22 protein-coding genes are annotated in these 18994 nt (G+C 37.3%); 15 read left to right on the forward strand and 7 right to left on the reverse strand.

The window, feature by feature from the left end; translation table 11 throughout:
• Positions 1 to 1104 carry a DUF6946 family protein gene (locus LCL96_RS15210; RefSeq protein WP_224942377.1) on the forward strand — a complete coding sequence of 368 codons (1104 nt, stop codon included), beginning with the start codon at positions 1 to 3 and terminating at the stop codon, positions 1102 to 1104.
• A gap of 262 nt (positions 1105 to 1366) precedes the next feature.
• Here LCL96_RS15210 and LCL96_RS15215 read toward each other — a convergent pair whose 3' ends face one another.
• The gene (locus tag LCL96_RS15215) at positions 1367 to 1630 is read right to left on the reverse strand and encodes a helix-turn-helix transcriptional regulator (protein ID WP_224942378.1); all 264 of its coding nucleotides are present in this window, start codon (positions 1628 to 1630) and stop codon (positions 1367 to 1369) included.
• A gap of 258 nt (positions 1631 to 1888) precedes the next feature.
• On the opposite strand from LCL96_RS15215, the gene LCL96_RS15220 reads away from it, so the two are divergent.
• The 5 genes from LCL96_RS15220 (at position 1889) to LCL96_RS15240 (ending at position 7001) form a co-directional block, all read left to right on the forward strand.
• On the forward strand, positions 1889 to 2212 hold the full coding sequence (locus LCL96_RS15220) for a nucleoside triphosphate pyrophosphohydrolase (protein WP_224942381.1): 324 nt from the start codon (positions 1889 to 1891) through the stop codon (positions 2210 to 2212).
• Positions 2213 to 2278: 66 nt separating this feature from the next.
• Positions 2279 to 3145, forward strand: a complete 867-nt coding sequence (locus tag LCL96_RS15225; RefSeq protein WP_224943479.1) for a phosphorothioated DNA-binding restriction endonuclease — start codon at positions 2279 to 2281, stop codon at positions 3143 to 3145.
• A gap of 478 nt (positions 3146 to 3623) precedes the next feature.
• Entirely contained in the window at positions 3624 to 3851 is a 228-nt protein-coding gene (locus tag LCL96_RS15230) for a hypothetical protein (protein ID WP_224942383.1), read from the forward strand.
• Between the two features lie 12 nt (positions 3852 to 3863).
• Positions 3864 to 6206: a hypothetical protein gene (locus LCL96_RS15235; protein ID WP_224942385.1), complete on the forward strand. Its 2343-nt coding sequence runs from the start codon at positions 3864 to 3866 to the stop codon at positions 6204 to 6206.
• A 12-nt stretch (positions 6207 to 6218) separates the two neighbouring features.
• On the forward strand, positions 6219 to 7001 hold the full coding sequence (locus tag LCL96_RS15240; RefSeq protein ID WP_224942386.1) for a hypothetical protein: 783 nt from the start codon (positions 6219 to 6221) through the stop codon (positions 6999 to 7001).
• Between the two features lie 131 nt (positions 7002 to 7132).
• Here LCL96_RS15240 and LCL96_RS23465 read toward each other — a convergent pair whose 3' ends face one another.
• Positions 7133 to 7264, reverse strand: a complete 132-nt coding sequence (locus LCL96_RS23465; RefSeq protein WP_263628192.1) for a hypothetical protein — start codon at positions 7262 to 7264, stop codon at positions 7133 to 7135.
• A 374-nt stretch (positions 7265 to 7638) separates the two neighbouring features.
• On the opposite strand from LCL96_RS23465, the gene LCL96_RS15245 reads away from it, so the two are divergent.
• Positions 7639 to 7848 carry a hypothetical protein gene (locus LCL96_RS15245; RefSeq protein ID WP_224942387.1) on the forward strand — a complete coding sequence of 70 codons (210 nt, stop codon included), beginning with the start codon at positions 7639 to 7641 and terminating at the stop codon, positions 7846 to 7848.
• Positions 7849 to 7923: 75 nt separating this feature from the next.
• On the opposite strand, the gene LCL96_RS15250 is transcribed toward LCL96_RS15245, so the two are convergent.
• The gene (locus tag LCL96_RS15250) at positions 7924 to 8304 is read right to left on the reverse strand and encodes a MarR family transcriptional regulator (protein ID WP_224942388.1); all 381 of its coding nucleotides are present in this window, start codon (positions 8302 to 8304) and stop codon (positions 7924 to 7926) included.
• A 296-nt stretch (positions 8305 to 8600) separates the two neighbouring features.
• On the opposite strand from LCL96_RS15250, the gene LCL96_RS15255 reads away from it, so the two are divergent.
• The 4 genes from LCL96_RS15255 to LCL96_RS15270 all read left to right on the forward strand — a co-directional run bounded on the left by LCL96_RS15255 (position 8601) and on the right by LCL96_RS15270 (position 12484).
• Complete coding sequence (locus tag LCL96_RS15255; protein ID WP_224942389.1) at positions 8601 to 8774, forward strand: hypothetical protein; 174 nt, start codon at positions 8601 to 8603, stop codon at positions 8772 to 8774.
• Between the two features lie 444 nt (positions 8775 to 9218).
• Entirely contained in the window at positions 9219 to 9632 is a 414-nt protein-coding gene (locus LCL96_RS15260; RefSeq protein ID WP_224942390.1) for a hypothetical protein, read from the forward strand.
• A 4-nt stretch (positions 9633 to 9636) separates the two neighbouring features.
• Positions 9637 to 11229: an AlwI family type II restriction endonuclease gene (locus LCL96_RS15265; protein ID WP_224942391.1), complete on the forward strand. Its 1593-nt coding sequence runs from the start codon at positions 9637 to 9639 to the stop codon at positions 11227 to 11229.
• Positions 11230 to 11353: 124 nt separating this feature from the next.
• Positions 11354 to 12484, forward strand: a complete 1131-nt coding sequence (locus LCL96_RS15270; RefSeq protein ID WP_224942392.1) for a DNA cytosine methyltransferase — start codon at positions 11354 to 11356, stop codon at positions 12482 to 12484.
• Positions 12485 to 12778: 294 nt separating this feature from the next.
• On the opposite strand, the gene LCL96_RS15275 is transcribed toward LCL96_RS15270, so the two are convergent.
• Positions 12779 to 13003, reverse strand: coding sequence for a hypothetical protein (locus LCL96_RS15275; protein WP_224942393.1), 225 nt, complete (start codon positions 13001 to 13003; stop codon positions 12779 to 12781).
• 328 nt (positions 13004 to 13331) lie between these two features.
• Here LCL96_RS15275 and LCL96_RS15280 point away from each other — a divergent pair, with 328 nt between their 5' ends.
• The 4 genes from LCL96_RS15280 (at position 13332) to LCL96_RS15295 (ending at position 16454) form a co-directional block, all read left to right on the forward strand.
• Positions 13332 to 13787 carry a hypothetical protein gene (locus LCL96_RS15280; RefSeq protein WP_224942395.1) on the forward strand — a complete coding sequence of 152 codons (456 nt, stop codon included), beginning with the start codon at positions 13332 to 13334 and terminating at the stop codon, positions 13785 to 13787.
• Between the two features lie 225 nt (positions 13788 to 14012).
• Positions 14013 to 14873 carry a hypothetical protein gene (locus LCL96_RS15285; protein WP_224942397.1) on the forward strand — a complete coding sequence of 287 codons (861 nt, stop codon included), beginning with the start codon at positions 14013 to 14015 and terminating at the stop codon, positions 14871 to 14873.
• On the forward strand, positions 14870 to 15118 hold the full coding sequence (locus LCL96_RS15290) for a hypothetical protein (RefSeq protein ID WP_224942399.1): 249 nt from the start codon (positions 14870 to 14872) through the stop codon (positions 15116 to 15118). The genes LCL96_RS15285 and LCL96_RS15290 overlap by 4 nt, the downstream gene beginning before the upstream one ends.
• Before the next feature lie 16 nt (positions 15119 to 15134).
• Entirely contained in the window at positions 15135 to 16454 is a 1320-nt protein-coding gene (locus tag LCL96_RS15295; RefSeq protein WP_224942401.1) for a replicative DNA helicase, read from the forward strand.
• Between the two features lie 427 nt (positions 16455 to 16881).
• On the opposite strand, the gene LCL96_RS15300 is transcribed toward LCL96_RS15295, so the two are convergent.
• From LCL96_RS15300 to LCL96_RS15310, 3 genes are read right to left on the reverse strand one after another with little or no spacing between them, the layout of a single operon-like run.
• Positions 16882 to 17154: a DUF3986 family protein gene (locus LCL96_RS15300; protein WP_224942402.1), complete on the reverse strand. Its 273-nt coding sequence runs from the start codon at positions 17152 to 17154 to the stop codon at positions 16882 to 16884.
• A 21-nt stretch (positions 17155 to 17175) separates the two neighbouring features.
• The gene (locus LCL96_RS15305; RefSeq protein ID WP_224942403.1) at positions 17176 to 17745 is read right to left on the reverse strand and encodes a hypothetical protein; all 570 of its coding nucleotides are present in this window, start codon (positions 17743 to 17745) and stop codon (positions 17176 to 17178) included.
• An 18-nt stretch (positions 17746 to 17763) separates the two neighbouring features.
• Positions 17764 to 18654: a S8 family serine peptidase gene (locus LCL96_RS15310; RefSeq protein ID WP_224942404.1), complete on the reverse strand. Its 891-nt coding sequence runs from the start codon at positions 18652 to 18654 to the stop codon at positions 17764 to 17766.
• Positions 18655 to 18994: the final 340 nt, after the last annotated feature.

Genomic DNA, 18994 nt, shown 5'->3' on the forward strand with positions numbered 1-18994 from the left:
ATGGGTAAATATTTTGTTCCTACAAAAGGGATAAATTCTTGGAAGGAGTTCTTAGCGGATCCGGAAAAACAATGGAAGCCATCATATTCCGCATATGAATTAGCAAAGTCTTGGGAAAGTGCTGACAATCTTCCATCCAGTGTAGAAATAGCATTTGCAAATAGTAATATTTCACTTCTTGAAAATGTGAAAGTCTTGTATGGATTTCCTGAATACAAAGTTTCACTTCCAGGAGGTGGAGCTTCATCTCAAAATGATCTTTACCTTCTGGCAAACGCGGATGGTGTATTGCTCCCAATAATGGTTGAAGGAAAAGTGTCAGAACCGTTTGGAGAAGAAGTGAGGGTTTGGAAAGGTGATAATCCAAGTATAGGGAAGATAAATAGATTACGTTCCATTTTGGAATTGTTGGGTCTTAATGAAGAAGAGGTATTAAATACAAGGTATCAGTTATTCCATCGGACAGCTTCAGCAGTAATTGAAGCCAAAAACGTTCATGCTCAACATGCGTTAATGCTGGTTCATTCCTTTAATCAACAAGCGAAGTGGTTTGAGGATTACAGGGAGTTTGTGAATCTATTTGGCGTAAAGGCAAAGAAGGATGCTGTTGTAGGGCCAGTTAATGTAAATGGAGTTCAATTGTATTTTGGATGGGTGACTGAACAGGTCCCATTGAAGTCAAAAGAATATTATTATAGCTTGTTTAAGACAGAGAAAGCAATTGCTTTGGCAGAGGAAGTAGATCATTACTTATACGAAAAGAGTCCTTACAAAGAAGAAGTAGCAGATTATCACGAACGTACTAATAATGGTATTCGTACAGATTGTATAGGATATGTAAGCAAAAGATCTCCATATAAATTCGCCACTATTACGTCTGCAAGGAAGGCGTGTTTTGTACTCCACCTTGGTAAAAGACGTCATACAGAAACGGCAATGAACATGCAGAAAGAAATTGATAAGATGCTCGGTCATGTATATGAAGAATCGGATAAAGGAAAGCTCACGCCGGGTGAAGTGTATATAAGGTTGGAGTGGGTAGATACCTTAGAGCAGATAACTAGATTTATTGATAAGGCGTATAACTTAAGATTGCAAAAGTAAAATAACCTACAATTAGTCATTCAAACAAAGCCGCAGCTTACTCCCGACGTAAGCTGCGGCTTTCTCTCTTAGCTAACTTTATTACTTCTTTCACATCCGAACCCCTATATATAGAAGTCCTTCTATTATCATCTGTAAAATATATCTCCCCATAACTATGTTCACGGGTAAAGCCGACAATCATAAAATTGTATGTTTTCTTCCCTTTTAATAGGATGAATTCTTGTTTCTCGATGGTAATCCCCCCATTTAAACTACCAAGTCAATCCTCTTTAAGTTTCTTCTCTTTTTCTATTCTATCAATTTCCTGAAAGATACGGTCAATACTAATTCCGGTATTATTATGTATGCTGTTCAGTGTAAGTGCACTTGGGATTCTTTTTCCGCGCTCAATCATCCCGTAGCCTTCCTCTGACATGTGAATAGTCCAGGCAAACTCCGCCTGTGTCATTCCACGTTCATATCTTCCCCGTTTCAATAGTTGTCCCAGTGTCTTCGCAAAAGGCTTATTTTCTTCTTTTACCAAAGAATTCTCCCCTTTTTAAACCCATTATCAAATCGGGGGAAAGCACACACCACGAACAGGTGATTGGATTATTGAAAAATATGTAAAAAAATAAAGAATTATTTTTGCCGCCGTTCATTTCCGAATGAAACACTTATGAAGATGACTAAAAGGAAAATGAAAAAAGTAAGAAATGGACTGGAGGTACGATCTTTGCGTAATGAACCACTTAATAAAATGTTAAAATATAGGTAATATAATCCATAGGAGGTCACCAACATGCCGTCCTACAACAAGTTAGTACGGGATAAAATCCCACAGATTATTGAAAGTAAAGGTAAGGAGTTTTCAACAAAGATCCTCAACGATGAAGACTACATACAGTACTTAAAAGAAAAAGCTTATGAGGAACTTGATGAATACTGTGCGGCTGAAACGGATGGAGAAGCTGTGGAAGAGCTTGCTGATCTCTTGGAGGTTGTCAGGGCTTTGTCTAAGCAGCATGGATTTACCATTGAAGAAGTAGAAGCAGTACGGAAAGATAAGGCTGAGAAACGTGGGGGATTTCAGGGGAAGGTGTTCCTGATTGAGGTAAAGGATTGATTCATTGGAAGTTCCAACTTACCTATATTATAGGAAGAAATAAATCTCTATGAGTGGTGGAAAATGATGAACAGCTTTGAGCTAAAGGAAAGAATTAATAATCTGTCTATATGGAAGAAAGGGGACCAGAGAGCTCCCCATAAACCATTGTTGATCTTGTTTGCGTTGGGGAAGCTTCAAGCAGAAGCAACCAGATTTATAAGTTATGAGGTTACAAGGGAGAAGTTGACAGAACTGTTGAGGGAATTTGGACCTCTCAGGAAATCCTATTATCCTGAAGAACCATTTGTACGATTGAGGAGAGACGGGATATGGATTCTGGATAAAGAAGCAAATGCAAAGAGTCCGAGTAATCGTCAATTGCTGTCTGATGAAGTTGCCGGGGGATTCACCCCGGAAGTTTATTATCTTTTGAAAAATGATCCCAAGCTGGTCCAGGAGATTGCCCATATTATATTAGATAGTCACTTTCCCGAAACAATCCACCAAGATATTCTAGATGCGGTTGGACTGGATTTCACAGTTTATACGAAAAAGAAGAGGGATCCGAAATTCAGGGAGAGGATTTTAAGGGCTTACGGGTACAGTTGTGCTGTTTGTGGTTATAATGTAAGACTAGCGCATACACTGGTAGGGGTCGAAGCAGCCCATATTAAATGGCATCAAGCTGGTGGTCCGGATACTGAAGAAAATGGAATAGCTTTGTGTTCTTTGCACCATAAGCTATTTGATAGGGGAGTCTTTACTTTTACTCCTGAGAGAAGGATGGTAGTTTCTCAGGATGCACATGGGAGTAATGGGTTTGAAGAGTGGTTGATGAGGTTTAATGGTCAGGCGGTACGTGAGCCAATTCAGTCTTATTATCAGCCTGATCGTTCGTTTATAGATTGGCATATCAGTGAAGTGTTTAAAGGCCCACAATATGGTTGTTAATTCTTCAATACTGAAAATATGATAAAGAAGAGGCTGTGAATCTTTGTAAAGAAGGCTTCTCTTGTCATTAATTAAATGGAATGTTATGGAGAAAGAATTGTTCCCATCGGTAAGTGGTTTTCAGCGTAAGATGTATTATTCTCAAGGAGTTTTCAAGTCTTCTACTCTTGATAAATTCCAAAAATAACTAAATGATAGGAATATACTGTTAGACGAAAGGTTGACGGATATTATATTGAGTTTACTCTGTTAATCGATGAAATGAAGTATGAATGGGTTATTCCCATAGAATATATTAATAGAGTATATGTTCCTTGTTAATATTTCCGATAAAGCATAAAAACAATCATATTTAATCTAAAAAAATATTATATTTTTCATATGTAATCTATATTATCAAAATGTATTGGTTGATTTTGATAATAAAATAAACTATTATGTGAATATAAGATATATATTGATATAGAGGTGATACATTTTGAGTGATTTAAATAGAGAAAAACATGAAAGATTTAAAAAGATTGCTGAGCAAAGGACAAATAAAATTTTAAAGACACTTAAGTTGCTGGGAAACTGTGCGAACAAAGGAAATTACAACTACACAGATGAAGAAGTAAGGAAGATTTTCGCAGCAATAGAAAGAGAACTTAAAAATACCAAGAGTAAATTTCAGGAGGAACAGGAAGAAATCGAATTTAAATTATAAGGGGGAGACTTTATGATAGAAGATTCCGCGATTCAAGTACCAACAAACTGGAGGTCAAATATTGATCAAGTTGTTGCAGGATATGAAACTGAACCGGCAAAAGGGTTAGTTCATGGTCTTCAAAAAGACGGTCTTCAAAATATGTGGGGAGCAAAAAACAATAGAAAGGGTACGAATTGGGGTGCTAAATTTCAACTTATAGAAAATGATATGGGCACTTTCCTTGCGATGGAAGATTGGGGAACTACAGGTATGACAGGCCCAAATATTCCTATGGATCAAATTAATAGAATGTCAGGTGACTTGCATCCAGATTATAAGTTGGCCCGTTTTTCGGCCATGAATTACTCGGGTGGTAATGAAGGGGCGGGTCTGTTTGGCCGTGGAAAGTTGCTTTTTTCAGCTGCCTCTAAGGATTATAACTTTTTCTTTGAAACTCTTACAGAAGAAGAAGGCTACAGAGCGAACTATAAAATGCTGGAAGGAAACATATTGAATGTTGGAAAAGTAGCTTATGAAGGGGAGAGAGCCCACTCCTTTATTAGAGATAACACTGGAATTGATCCTATTAATAGAGTCGGAAGTAGAATTATCATTGCTAATCCAAAAGATGAAATTGTTACCGCCATAAAAAATGGTGATTTTAAAAAAGATATTGAAGAGACCTGGTGGAGGATTATATTAAAATATAATGCCACTATTTTAATTGAATATAATGGAATGACAGAGAAAGCAGAAGTTCCTTCTGAATATAAAGATGCTCTTGAGGAAAAAAATGGATGGAAAGCTTGGAAGAAGTCTTCATTTATGGTCCCTGGTTATTATGAGGTAAAAAGAATTCAGCTGTTTGTTTCTGAATCTGAAATAAGTGAAGAATTACGTGGTGTATCTTTTTACCGAAGAGATATGAAAATTGGTAAGATCGATTTGGATATACCTGCAAAAATTCAAAAAAAATACTTTGGTTTCATTGAGGTTGATCGTGATTGGGAAAAAGAATTAGCCGAAAATGAAAATCTCGAACATTATGGCGTTAAAAATAAATCTAAAAAGTGTTTCCAGAAAATCAAATTCGAAGTAAGCAACGAGCACAAAGCATTTATGGAAGAACTAGGGTTGTTTAAAAAGCAACGAAGTGAAGACGAACGATTAAGACAGGAATTAACAGAAATATCACAAGGTTTAGATTCATTTTTAAACACAATGAACATTGATGCTGTTGGCAACAGAGGAACCAAAAAAAACAAAATCGAACTTAGCTGGGCAGGAATGGATTTCCCTTCGAACCGTGATAATAAGCAACTGTTCACAGGAGATCAAATTAAGAACATTAAATTCAAGATAAAGAATAATTTGGGCTCAACTAAAAAGGTGCAATACAAACTAAATGTATTATGCCAAAATCGTGAAGTGAAGAATATAGCTACTAGTATAAAGGATATTCAAGGATCGACTGAGGAAACTTTTGGTCCATTTGATTTATTGATTGATGCACCTTTAGTCAAATTTGAAAAGAATATACTTAACCTAGAAGTGGTCTGTGCTGGTAAGCAAATAAATAAACAGATACCTTTGTATTATGATTTAACACCTGTGACTGTATCTGGGCATCCTTTCTTGGTGCAAAACTCTAGTATTAGTTTTCCTCATCAAGAATCCAAGAGGGTTAATACCAATGAAAGCTTGAAGGATATAAAATATACCATTGAAAACAATACAACTGATAAAGCATTCATTGCGTTCCATTTAACTACACACAATGCAGAACAAAGTAATGAGTTAATTGAATCGGTCTATTTGAACAGAGATATCGTGCTAAATGCTTTTGAAAAAATTGAAATTAAATGCCCGGATATCCTTTTTTTACAGGACATTTATGAATCAAAATTAGACAAAGGCAAGGTTGAATTAAGAGCAAGAATAAGTGCAGCACAAGATTTTTCCGCTTATGAAACAGCTCAAGAACTTTCGAAAGGATCTAAAATCTCTTTTTACTTTAACCAAGATCCTGAGGGAAGTGGTAGCACGTTCAGTGATTTTAGATCTTTCGCTGATGAAAACGGGAAAAGATCTGATGTAAACAATTTAGATGGAAATTGGGTTTTCGACCTTTATATAAAGCATCCGGCCTATGAGCGGGTAATGGAGGATGAAGAGAATCGAAAAGAATACTTAGCAGAAGAGATGTTGAAGCAGATGGTTCGAGCCCATATTCAGGAAGGGAATTATTCTATTTTAAATGTTGATGGAAATGAACAGGAGGATAAAGATTTTGAAGAATTGCCTCCGGCTGAGTTGATGCAAAAAATCTACTTCGCTTTAGATAATTTGCAATTTAAAAGATTAAAACTTTAAAGGGTGAAAATAGTGGCCAAACTGATTAAAAAAATTGATGGAAAAAAGGCGTACTTAGGCCTGCTCACTCCCCAGGAATTAGAAGAATCAAATAAAATGCAGGAGTATTTGGAAACATTTATTCCTGCATTAGAGGAAAGGTTAAATAACAAGTATAAACAGCGAGTTGTAGCTTATGCCTACGAGTTTGGGACTGAATTAAGAAAGCTTGTTGAACAATTTAACATCAAGGGTATCCAAGAAAAAATTTTTTGGGACCAAATAAGAGATTTTGCATCTAATGATGAAGGCCGTCCAAAAGACAGAGGTAATAGGAAAATTTATGACTATTACTATAAATTGTCTTTTTATCATCTAGAAGATATTCAAAATGTAAACTGGGGCGAGTGGTCACAATTATTTGATACTAAAGAAGTAGTCAAGGAAGAGCGGATAATAAAATGGATGGCTATAAAAGCCAAAAATAATAAAATACCAAGGGAACCGTTCAGACTATTTGTAACGGGGGTAAGGTTGTTTGTCAAAGATAAAGATACCTTAGTGTTTAGTGATAAACAGCTATTTGAGAAATATGACATGATATTTGGGCTTACATCTTTATATTTAGAACTGTACGAGAAATTCTTCACTAAGCAAAACAGGCAGCCAACTGAAGCAAGGTTGAAGCAAAAGAAAAAGTACCAAGAAAAGTACTTTAAAGAAGCTTTCTTGCATAGAAGAAAAGAGAAAGGGGCAAGCCTAAAGAGTATAAGTGAAAATGTTTTCAAGAAAGTTTATTTACTAAATGAAGAGTAAATTCATAAAGTATCTTCACTAAAATATGTTTTCTTAAATAACTAAAGGCCTATACCCTTAAGGGGCATAGGCCTTTAGTACGCGCTATAGAAGTGAAGCTACCGGTAAAGAAAAAATGCAATATCAAAAAATCAATTGGAGGCGAATTTCATCAACATCAACGCCTTTTTCAGCATTACAATTTCTTCTAATAAGGAATCAAAAAACTTTTCTTTAATTTTTTCATCGTGTTCTTTTAGAAATTTCCTAAATGGATCCCTCATTTAAATGCCACCTTTCGTATAAAACTCTTCGCTCTAACGGGACAAATTGCAAAAAACGTATAGAATTCTTCATACTAACAGGACAGATGGTCATTTATTAGAAGTATCATAAATCTACAGAAGTTGATAACCGTAGGAAATACTGGCTTTAAAGTTATTTTACTTCATCAAAAAGTTGTATCAAGTTGAAAAAATTTCAGCTAACATAAAAAACCTGAAAACCTCTTTTATATGGTCAATTTATCTTATACTATGAAAGTACCCCTTAAATTTATAAAAAAGGAGCATTAAAGAAGCTGTTCTAGGCACCAGGTAGTCGAGGTACCGTTCACTGGTTACCGGTGAAACTACCAACGTTAAAGGGGAAATTTCAAATGAAAACCAAAGTAAAAATCGAGTTCAAAGAAAAGACATTCTTCATCAAATCTTCTAGCGCATACATCTATGTCTCTATTGAAAAGTCACGAAATAACACCAATGAAACACCATTTGAATTCAATGTTTCCAAATCCAGACTAACGAAGATTATAACAGGCACCTTGTCCCTCTTGGGGGCTGGTGGAGTAATTGCAAAGTTCATTTAAAGAAGAGAAGCTCTTTTTAGAGCGTCCCCTTTTTTTTGTCTTGTCACTTGACACCTTTTCAATTACTGCTGTAAGTTACACTTCATCATTCTCATCATTTGTATGCACCTCTAAAATAAACTCATCCTCATTCACTTCGTAAAAAGGAGCAGTGTTTAGCAAATCATTAAACTTTTCGCGAAGGTCTTCACGGTTTGGCCTATATGTATGACCGACGGAAAAAAGGTGTGGATTTATCATAAATCCATTTTCACATTTAGCAATAAACTGAACACTATATAGTCTCTTGATGCATTTGGATACATTCCCTCTATCCATATGAAGGCGGCTAGCGATTTCCTTTTGTTTAAGGTATGCGATATTGTCTTCTTGTTTCATGTTTTCGCATAAAAAAAATAAAACTCGAAAATCAGGACCACCTAAGTCACTATTTCTTAATTCGCGAAACCACTCCAATGTAAACGATCCCCAGTAGTACTGGTAATGTCTTATTCTCCGTCTAGGCAATCCGAACCCTCCAATTTGTTGTATATATTACAATTATTATCTCATTTATTGTTTTATTTACAATATTAAGTTGTGTTTTTAACAACTTTTTGCAATAAGTGATTAGTTATAAATCCTTGTAATTATTGAATTTGTGGAAGTTTATCCGGATTTTTTATCGCTTTCCCATATAAAAAGGAACAATTAAAATTGAAGGTAACATCGAGAGTCACTTACACCATTAATCGAGAAAGGAGGATATCCCCATGAAAAGAAGAATTGGAAAAAGAGTATGTATCACTAAAGGGAAGTCTGCTAAATGGGGGCGAATAATCAAAGTTGCTGATCCTACCCATTACATTGTACGTTTTGAAGATGATCGAAAAGAGTGGGTAAGAAAATCTGATGTGGAGTTCTTTGAAATAATGACAGGGGAGTGACTTTAAGTCACTCCTATTTTAGTGAATAAATGCTATAATCCAATGTCATTACAGTTCGATCTTTTTCATCCTGCGTATTTCTAATATATCGAAGCGTAATGGCTGGCGAAGAGTGATTTAACATATCCTGCAGCAACAAAATGTCAGTGCCGGCTTTATACTGGTGATAGACAAGGTCTTGCGAAGTGAATGAACCACGATATCCGTTACTCCGATCGTTAGCCGTTTCACCAATAATTCTCCAGGCGATTTTCGGTTTTTTTGTGTTTATAAAAATAAAATAGTATAGTGCACCTATATCATCCTAAAAGGTGATATAGGAATCTCACTGACAATTTATACTTTAAATAGATGTAAAAAAATAGAAAGGAGGGGCTGATAATTAAAGTTGATATTGTTCAGAGGCTGGTCAAGAAAGCTTTACTATATAGGTTGATGGACAGTGTGCAAAGTCTGGTGGTAGAAACCAACTTTTCGCATCAGAAAATAAGTGAGCTCACTGGTAGAAGAGGAAATTGGTTTAATGATGCTTTTAATAATAATGAAGACATTCAAATTTCTTCACTTTCAAAGGTTCTTTCTGTTCTCGATGAGCAAATTACCATTGAGCAATACAGCCTTTCAGCTTTGTTCAGTGAAAAATCCTTGAAAATCTCAAGAGTTTTATGTTCTTTACCTGATGAGTCTGAAGAATCACTTTCCTATTTCATATCAACGGAGTTGGACATATTTTCAGATCTCCTAGCTGATTTAGGATCCTTAAATTATAGGGGGAAGCTTTCTATTGAGGAAAGTGTTTGTTTTCGGGAATTGGAAGGTTTGATAAGACAGTTGAAATTACCTGATAAGGAGGACTAGCTCATTGAGAAAAGTATGGTTTATTACACGTCCAGAACGAGACCCAAAATTTCATGTTGATGCATTGCGAGCTCTCCAATCAGCTACGGATGACTTTCAAACAGTTTGGTCAAGAAACAGAGATGCCCACAAGCTTTATGAAAAAGTGCTAGCGTCTGAAGAGCTCAAGCGAGATAATATCAGTCATGATGGTTCAGGTGGAAGAACCTGGGCTGCCATGTTAAGGACTTTCGGTTATGTATATACTACACCTTTAGGTACGTTAGCTCTCACTAAAGTGGGAGAAGCATTATTGAATGGAAATAAAATACGAGAAAATATTTCAAAGCAAATATTAACCTTGCAGATTCCGAATGCTTATTTTTTAGAAAGTGGATTTCGCCCTAAATTTGAGGACGATTTTCAGATTCGACCTGCTCGTTTCCTAGTCAGGCTGGTTAACCAACCGGAGCTTGGTTATTTTATTACTAAAGAGGAGATAACTTTTTTTGCATTAACGGCAAAGAAAGATGTTGAGTTGTCTTTAGTGACAGAAAAAATCCTAGAGTATCGAAAAGCAAGCGAAAAGGAAAAGGATGAAATCAAGAAAGAAGTGGCTAGTGTGTATGATCATAGAGAGCGTTCAGATAACGAAGCACGAGATTTTGCGTCGGCACACGGGGATGTTGCACATACTTTTATGATGCTTTGTGATTACACCGGACTCGCTGATTATGTCAGAGGTGATGCTTTACGTGTCCCTTCAGAGAAACATAAATCAACATCTGCTCAACTTAATGAAGTAGAAGGAAGATATCCTTTTAATAAACGGTATTTAATCTCTTTAGAACGATATTCGCAAAATGCCGGATTAGACGTTGACAGCTATAAAGCAAGTGCTTTTGGTGCAATAGGGCCAGCGACAAATCGAAGTAAGAGCATTAAAAAGGTTCATCGACTTCTGTCTTCGTATCCTGTTCCTCAGTCTCTCTCTGTTGAAGAGATTATGAAGGTCCTTGAGCAAGAGTTTTCAAGTAGCGAAGCTAAGAAATATGTTTCTTTATTGAAGGATTATAAGTTCACTTCGCTAAATGAAGATTTCGTTGAATCTTATGTATATGAGACGGATGATTTAGTTTTTGAAGATAAAACAGCTGAAGTTTTAAAAGCTATTGGATTCGAAGTGGAACTTCGACCAAAACCTGTAACAGACGACCGCACAGAAATTGAAATATTATTCCATGTGGATGATGATACGATTGGGATAATGGATGCGAAAAATTACAAAAAGAAATTTCATCTTTCAGCAAACCTTGCTTCTCACATGGCTTCTGAGTATATACCTAATTACAACGGATACAAAGGAAAAAAGGTATCTTTCTTTGGGTATGTCACAGCTAGCGATTGGAGTGGAGAACGAAATATCGGGAAAATCACCGATAAAGCTCAAGCGATTGACCAAAATTTAGTTGTTCAGGGAGCGATTTTCCCAGTTAAAGCATTATTAGGATTCCTGGATTATTGTTTAGATAACGATATTGCTAAAGATGAAAGAAAGAAAATTTTTCTCTCGCTTTTCATTAATCAAGGATATAAAACTGTTTCTGATATGGTTTGAAAAATGCAACCCTTTTTTGGGGGCTGCATTTTTTGTTTGAAAGGTGTAAAATAGGGAATAGCATATACATATGCAAGAACATATTTTCGGTTTTTAATTTTACTGCTAAGGAGCGATTTAAAATATGATTTTTACAAAAGGAGAGCTTTTTAATGGGCCTGGCGGATTAAGTTTAGGCGCAAAAAATGCACGCGTTGTAGATTCTTCTGGTCAAGAATGGGGCATTGAACATCTTTGGGCCAATGATTATGATGCTACAGCTTGTGATACCTTTAGGCTTAATATTTGTGAAGATATCAAGGATACATCTGTTCACTGGGGTCCTGTAGAGGAGTTGCCTATCGGTAATAAAGATATACTGGGGGATATTGGTTGCTTTGCATTTGGTTTTCCTTGTAATGATTATAGCCAAGTTGGCGAGAAGCATGGATTGAATGGAACATTCGGTCCTCTATATTCATACGGAGTTAAAGTTTTAAGAGACTACCAACCTAAGTTCTTTGTAGCTGAAAATGTTGGGGGCTTACAGAGTGCCAATGAGGGACAAGCCTTTATTAGAATACTTACAGAACTAGAAGAATGCGGATATAAATTAACACCACACTTATACAAATTTGAAGAATACGGGATCCCGCAAGCACGTCATCGTATTATTATTGTTGGGATTCGTAATGACCTTGCTGAACAAGGGATTGAATTCAAGGTTCCAGCGCCTACAACCCCTTCTTCAACGGAATATAGAACATCTTCTGATGCACTTACTAACCCGCCTATTCCAGAAGGGGCACCTAATCATGAAATGCCAAGACATACTCAAAAAGTAAAAGATATGCTCGATTGTATTCCTGAAGGTCAAAATGCTTGGTATCCAGGCATACCTGAGGAATTGCAACTAAAAGTGAAAGGAGCCAGGTTAAGTTCAATATATAAACGCTTAGATTCACAGCGACCAGCTTATACGGTTACGGGTAGTGGGGGAGGCGGGACCCATATGTATCATTGGTCTGAACCACGCGCTTTAACTAATAGAGAAAGAGCGAGACTGCAAACATTTCCAGATGATTTTGTTTTTTGCGGGAACAAAGAACAGGTTCGAAAACAGATTGGTATGGCTGTACCGCCTGAGGGAGCACAGATAGTATTTGAAGCCATACTGAAATCATTTGCAGGCATTGATTATGAACATGTTCCTCCTGCAGCTAAGCTGCAACTTGAAAATTTAAGAGGGAAAAGAAAAGTTACTGTAACCACTTAATCACTTTAGGAAGCCTTTAATTAAGGGCTTCCTTTTCTGTTTTTGACTTCTTTATAAAGTTTAATAATTCATCCACTGTAAATCACTAATTATCTTATGTTCCCAGACACGCTTGATATTCCAGCCTTTTTCTTTATAATACTGGGTAATTTCTTCTTCTCTTTCTTTATTACGATGAAGTTTCTTACTCCAATATATTGTGGTTTTCGGGTTTATTGTGATTCTTTTTATATATAGTTATTACCCTGATCTTAGATCTGTTCAGGAGTGGATGGACTTATTATCATATATTGTCTATAGCATTTTCTTAATTTCTTCTTCAGAAAGAATCGGATTATCTTCCTCCAATGCTTTCAATAACTGCTTTTCCTCATCAGGATCAGTTACTTGATAAGCATCATCGTGTCTGACTTCTTCTACTTTCATTAATAAGTACTTTCGTTTGCCGACTTGGATGTATGAATGCCCCGATTGAATTGCTTTTTTTACATCATCTTGATCAATTCTTATAGGTTCCATTTACATGACCAACTTTTAGTTATTTAATTTTTAAAAAGTCATCTAATTTAAAGAATAAAGCTTAAGAAGATGCCGTTTTGCTATATAATCCTTTTTCAATTTAAGGTGAAATCGAATTCGAAACAAATGGGGCATATTTAAGTAGAGTATGATTGAGCTATAACGTTTGGGATAACTTGGAATAAACTAAAACAGCAGTCTGTTGTTTTTTGGTATAATTTTAGTATGAAGAGTACTAACGTTATGAAGATATTCACTAAAGAAGCAAGGTTGTTACCACATCAAGGAGCATATCTATTTTGATTATTTAATATGGGGGGAAATCTAATTGAAAAATGAAAATGAGAAAAATTTAGAGAAGACTAAAAAGGTCTTGGATAAACTTGGTGTGGAAGATGCTAAAGAAATAGTTAATATAGCAAAGTTCGAAGGATTAATAGAGAATATATCTAAGCTACCTGTGGAAGCTTTAGAAAGTTTGGTTAGTAAAATTCCAAACTTTACAGAGCTATCTAAGATGTATATCGATAATTTAAATTATTCATATGATAAATTAATGGATGATTTAATAGATGAAAAAAAGAATCTTTATTTGATGTTACAAAAAAAAGATTTGTCAGATAGTGATAAGGCGTGGGTGATGGGTGAAATTAAGGACATAAAAAAGACTATGCTTATAAAGGATACATTGTATAATATCCAAAATAATAAAGTGTTTAAAGTAGGTGCAGCAGCTCTTACTATTGCCGCTGTAACAGTTGCAGGTAATAAGATGAAGAAATAAATATCCAAAAACACTCATATAGAGTGTTTTTTATTTTAGACAAGACAGTATTTTCATGCCATTAAATTCTGATTTAATGGCTTATTAATAAGTTCATAAACCCTCCTTTTCACATTCGGACCCCACCCGAATGTTTTTTTATAGAAAAATTATTTATAGGGTGTCCCTTTCACTCCCATCTCCCTATATAAAGGGTGAAACCAAAACGAAATAGGAGTGATTGTAATGAATGGATGGAGAAAGCTTGAGACAGGTATGTTGGATAAGGAGACGTTTCATCACCCGGAGGATCTTCGGTTGTATGTGTTGATTCTGTTGAATGCGACGTATCAAGGTGGGGTTCAGGTTGGCGGTGTGGTGCTTGGGGAGAGGCAGTATGTGCGTTCGCTCCGGAAGCTGCGGGAGGATCTGTGGTTCTATAATGGGAAGAAGATTGATGAGTATTCGCATTCGCGGATTCAGCGTTCTATTAAGCGGTTGGAGAAGTGTGGGTGGTTGAAGGCGGAGAAGTATGAGCATGGGTATGTGTTTACGCTAAGGCCGACGAAGGATTTCGCCTGTGGGGAGTATTTGAGTTGGATGGGGATGTCTAAGAAGGAAGAGGGACATGAGGAATCCGGTGGTGACCAGCCTGATGATGGGGTTGGTTCCGGGATGTCTTCGTGCGGCGAAAAGGATGTGAAACAGGTGCGGAGAGAACCTGCAAACAGACTTAAGAACTTAGAGAAAGAAGAGATCTTAGAGAACAACAACATCAAAACCACTGCCACTAGAGACGCTAAGGATGTAAATAGGCTGGAGGCGCTGATTGGGCATTTCGTTGGCAGAAGGGGACAAGGCTTTCTGTTGACGCCGATGGATCACGTGGCGATGGAGCGGATTAGCTTGAGCGAGTTGTCGACGGATGAGTTGATTGGGTTTATGGATGAGCAGTTTGACAAGCAGCAGAGCATCAATCCGAAGCTGACGATCAACAGTCCGAAGTATTTGGAAAAGGCCCTTGAGGCGTATATCACTCCTCGGGAATCGATGGAGGACATGGATGACTTCTTGGACGGGCTTGAGGAGATTGTGACGGAGGCATGACTTCGGGAGAGTTCAGGGAGCTGGTGAAGATGATCAAGGGAGCGTATCCTCACCGGCTGCTCAGTCGGGATACGGCGATCATCTGGTATCGGCACCTGAAGGATTGTGAGTATGACGGGGTGAAGAGGCGGATTGAAGCTCATATCAAAGTGAGTCCGTACATGCCGACGATTTCTGAGCTGTATGAACCGCCGGTGGAAGAAACGATGATACTACAAACCATGGAAGCGTGGGAAAAAGAATGAGCGGAGCGAATTGAGAATGAACGACGAGACGAGTGGACACGACCTGCACCACCATGGGGCTGAGGAGCAGCTGCTTCGGGAGTTACATGAAGCGGAGAGTATGATAATTGGAGCAGTTCTTCTGAATGCGGATGTTTTGGATACACTGACCTTGGAGGAGAAGCATTTTAGCCTGCTGAGGAACCGCCTGATTTTTAAAGCGATGAAGGGGCTTCAGAAGAAGAGGTTGGAGATTAATCTAGTGATGCTGTTGGAGGAGCTTGGGGATGACATTGAGAATGTCGGAGGGGTCCAGTTTCTCCTGGCGCTTGCCAACTACTGTCCGACGACGGTGAATATTGAGCAGTATGAACAGATTGTCCTGAAGTATTACGAACTGAGCCTCATCAAGAATTCGGCCCATCACTTCCTGAACGCCTACACCCCGGAATCCGCACAGGTCCTCTACAAAGCACTCATCGACATGCACACGAATGCGACGATTGACGAAGATACGAAGGATGACATCATCATGGATCTCTATGAATCTCTTTACATGGAGAGGGACGGACTTCCCGGTGTCTCGACGGGATTCGAGAGCCTGAATGCGTTGACGGGAGGGTGGAAGGAAGGGGAGCTCATCATCCTGGCGGCGAGACCTTCCATGGGGAAGACGGCTTTTGCCATTCAGCTTGCGTGGGAGTGCACGAGGGAGAAAGGGGTGAGCATGCTGTTTTCCTTGGAGATGAGTTCGAGGCAAATCATGCAGCGACTTCTTTCGAGTTTGACGGAAATTAACATGATGAAATGGCAGAATCCCTATAAGTATTTGACGAAGGACGAGATGCCGAGGATGCATGGGGCGATGAACGCCGTGTATAAAGCGAAGCTCGAACTGTCGCAGAATGGGATGATTACGTTGCCGGAGATCAGACAGCGGATCATGAATCTGAAGCGGGAGTATCCGACGGAGCCGTTTCTCGTGGTGATTGATTACCTGCAGCTGATCACGGTGAAGGAGCGCTTTGACCGGCATGATTTGGCGATTGGGCATATTACGAAGCAGTTGAAGGGGATGGCGAAGGAGTTTGGGATTCCGATCATTCTGTTGTCGCAGCTATCGAGGGGAGTGGAGTCCAGGGATGATAAGCGGCCGAGGCTGTCGGATCTCCGTGACTCTGGGAATATCGAGCAGGATGCGGATGTGGTGTTGTTTCTGTACCGGGATGATTATTACTATCCGGATTCGAAGAACGGTCAGGAAGTGGAAGTGAAGATTGCGAAGAACCGGAATGGGCCGGTGGGGACGGTGAAGTTGGAGTTTGTGAAGGAGTTTGGGCGGTTTCGTGGGGGATAGGTCCGTTGGCTCATGAATAGGCGATAATAAATGGGGAGGGATTGGGATATTGGTGACGGAGTATGCGAAGGGGAATGAGATGAATTTTCGCGTTGAGAGTTTGAAGGTGTATGGGGTGTTGGGTGAGGATGGGTAAGTGTTGGTGAGTTATCGGGAGCTGTGGGAAGGGTGTAAGGAGGATGGGGAATTGGGTGAGGTGTTAGAGTGGACCAAAAGTAAGCAGGAGATCCGTCCCGTGCTTCATCTTGTCTTCAGTGGTTTTGACAGCAGTATATACAAAATCCCTCCCCTTTGACAGAGAGGGAGGGATTTTTTTATGTTGTTTTTATAAATGTATTTGCTATGTTGTCTGAAAGTATTGCATATAAATACTTCTCCTCATTAGAGAAGTATTTTTGATCATTCAATAAATTTAACCATTAAAACATCAAACGATATTTTGATCATTTAAGAATTTTTCAAATAGCTCAGAACCTTGTTCTACAGATAAATCTTCACTTTCAATTAAATAAATGCCTATCATTAAGCCGAAATTCTTTATAGTAGGATATGCTTCCTTTGAAAGATTAAGTTTATAATAATCATTTTCAAAGAACATACACCAGATGTTTTGATCTTTAACTTTTAAAAAAATAGCTTCTAGGTCTTTTTGATTTTTATAATATCCTACATGTAAATGATAACGATCATCGAAAATCAATTGAAATTCAACTCCTAAAAATTAAAATACTTTATGATGAGTTTTTAAATTTGGAGGAACATGATAATGGAGAACGTTTGAACCACCAGTTTTAATCGGGAAGTAATCCAGTCTGAAAACTACTGATCCAGTTTTCTTAAGTCTGACCTGAATAATTCTCCCACCTCCACCTGCACCTTCTAAAATATATGTACTTGGTGCTTTTATAGCCTTTTCTACATAAGGTCTGGCTATAGCCCATCCCTTTTTCATGCCTTCTCTACCTACTTTAGATGTTAACAGTCTAATTGCAGCAGCAGCAATAGGAACCCATTGCCCTTGAACAGAACTTTCTTCCAGAACAGTATCTTGGTCTGTGAGAATCATATGTTCTTCAAATTGAAGAAAAACTTCATCATTAACTAAAAAATCAAAATCTTCTTCATACTTATTTAAATCAACATTAGAAACATCAACACCTGTTGTTTCATATAGGCTTTCAATTACTTCTTCATCAACAAAAGTTTCTTCTGTATCACTAGCTAGTACAGAAGGACTCAAAGTAGAAAGAAATAGAACCAAAGATAAAAGTACAACAATACACTTCTTCATAACTACACTCCTATTAAATTATTCTAATATCTTAAAGGGATTCATAACCTCATAGCCATCTATTTTTCTATATTTATTATCTTTTGACAAAATAGAACGATTGAAATTTATATTTACATTTCTATGTTTTTCAACATAAAGAGCTAAGATTCCGGCCATATAAGCTGATGCCATAGAAGTACCACTGCTAATTAAACTATCCCCTGTTGTTGAATAACTATTTATATACTGACCTGGTAATAAATAATCTAACTCCTCACCCAAAGTTGTTCCTTTCCATACTTTATTTTTCTTATCTAAAGCCCCGACAGCAATGACATTGTCATATTTAGCAGGATACATAATATCAATATTTTCTTTCAATCCATAATTACCTACAGAAGAAACAACTAATATATCTTCATCTAATACAGCTTTGTCTATGAGCATCTTAAGTTCTTTCGAATCTTCAAATGTTCCAAAGGGCATTAAAATAATATCTACATTTTTATTAATAGCCCATTCTACAGCTTTTACGATATCAGTCATTTCACCTCTTAATGTATTGTTTAATGCTTTTGCAACATACAATTCTATGTCAGGAGCAACACCTATTTTTTTTGAAGCTAACAAACCTGTTATATGGGTACCGTGTCCATGATCGTCTGTGAAATCATCAGAATTATCAATAACATTAATACCTTCCACAACGTCTATATTTAATGCTTTGTCAGATATACCAGTATCAATTAAAGCAACTTTAACATTTTTTCCTGTTAGTCCATATTCAGTATGTAAAGTATCAATATTTAAAAAGTGATAACCCCAATTTTTTTTATAAAATGATTCTTTTGATTTCTTTTCATAAAAAATAAGCCCACTCATAAATAACAATAAAAAAACAAATAAAATGATTATTCTTTTTCTCATTTACAATCCCCTAATAAAGTTACATCTTAATAGTTTGAAATAACCACAAGAACCTCCATATACCAATTTAAATTCCTCCAATTGTGCACTTAGTTATTATAGCAGTTCCTCATTTATGCCTATCTTAAATAAACCTTAAGTTTCAAGGAGAGCCACGGGGACAGGTACCGTGGCTCAGGATTAAACTATGTAAAGGGGAGGAATTGGGATGTTGGTGACGGAGTTGATGGACTGCGATCGTTCTAGACGAGAGGATAGTAGATGAGAAAAAGGAAGTAAGAGAAACGTCCCTGTGCTTCCGGTTCACCCATGAAGAAGGGGTTATGCCAGCTCTCGTGGA

The organism is Rossellomorea aquimaris (assembly GCF_020172085.1).
Lineage (GTDB): Bacteria > Bacillota > Bacilli > Bacillales > Bacillaceae_B > Rossellomorea > Rossellomorea aquimaris_E.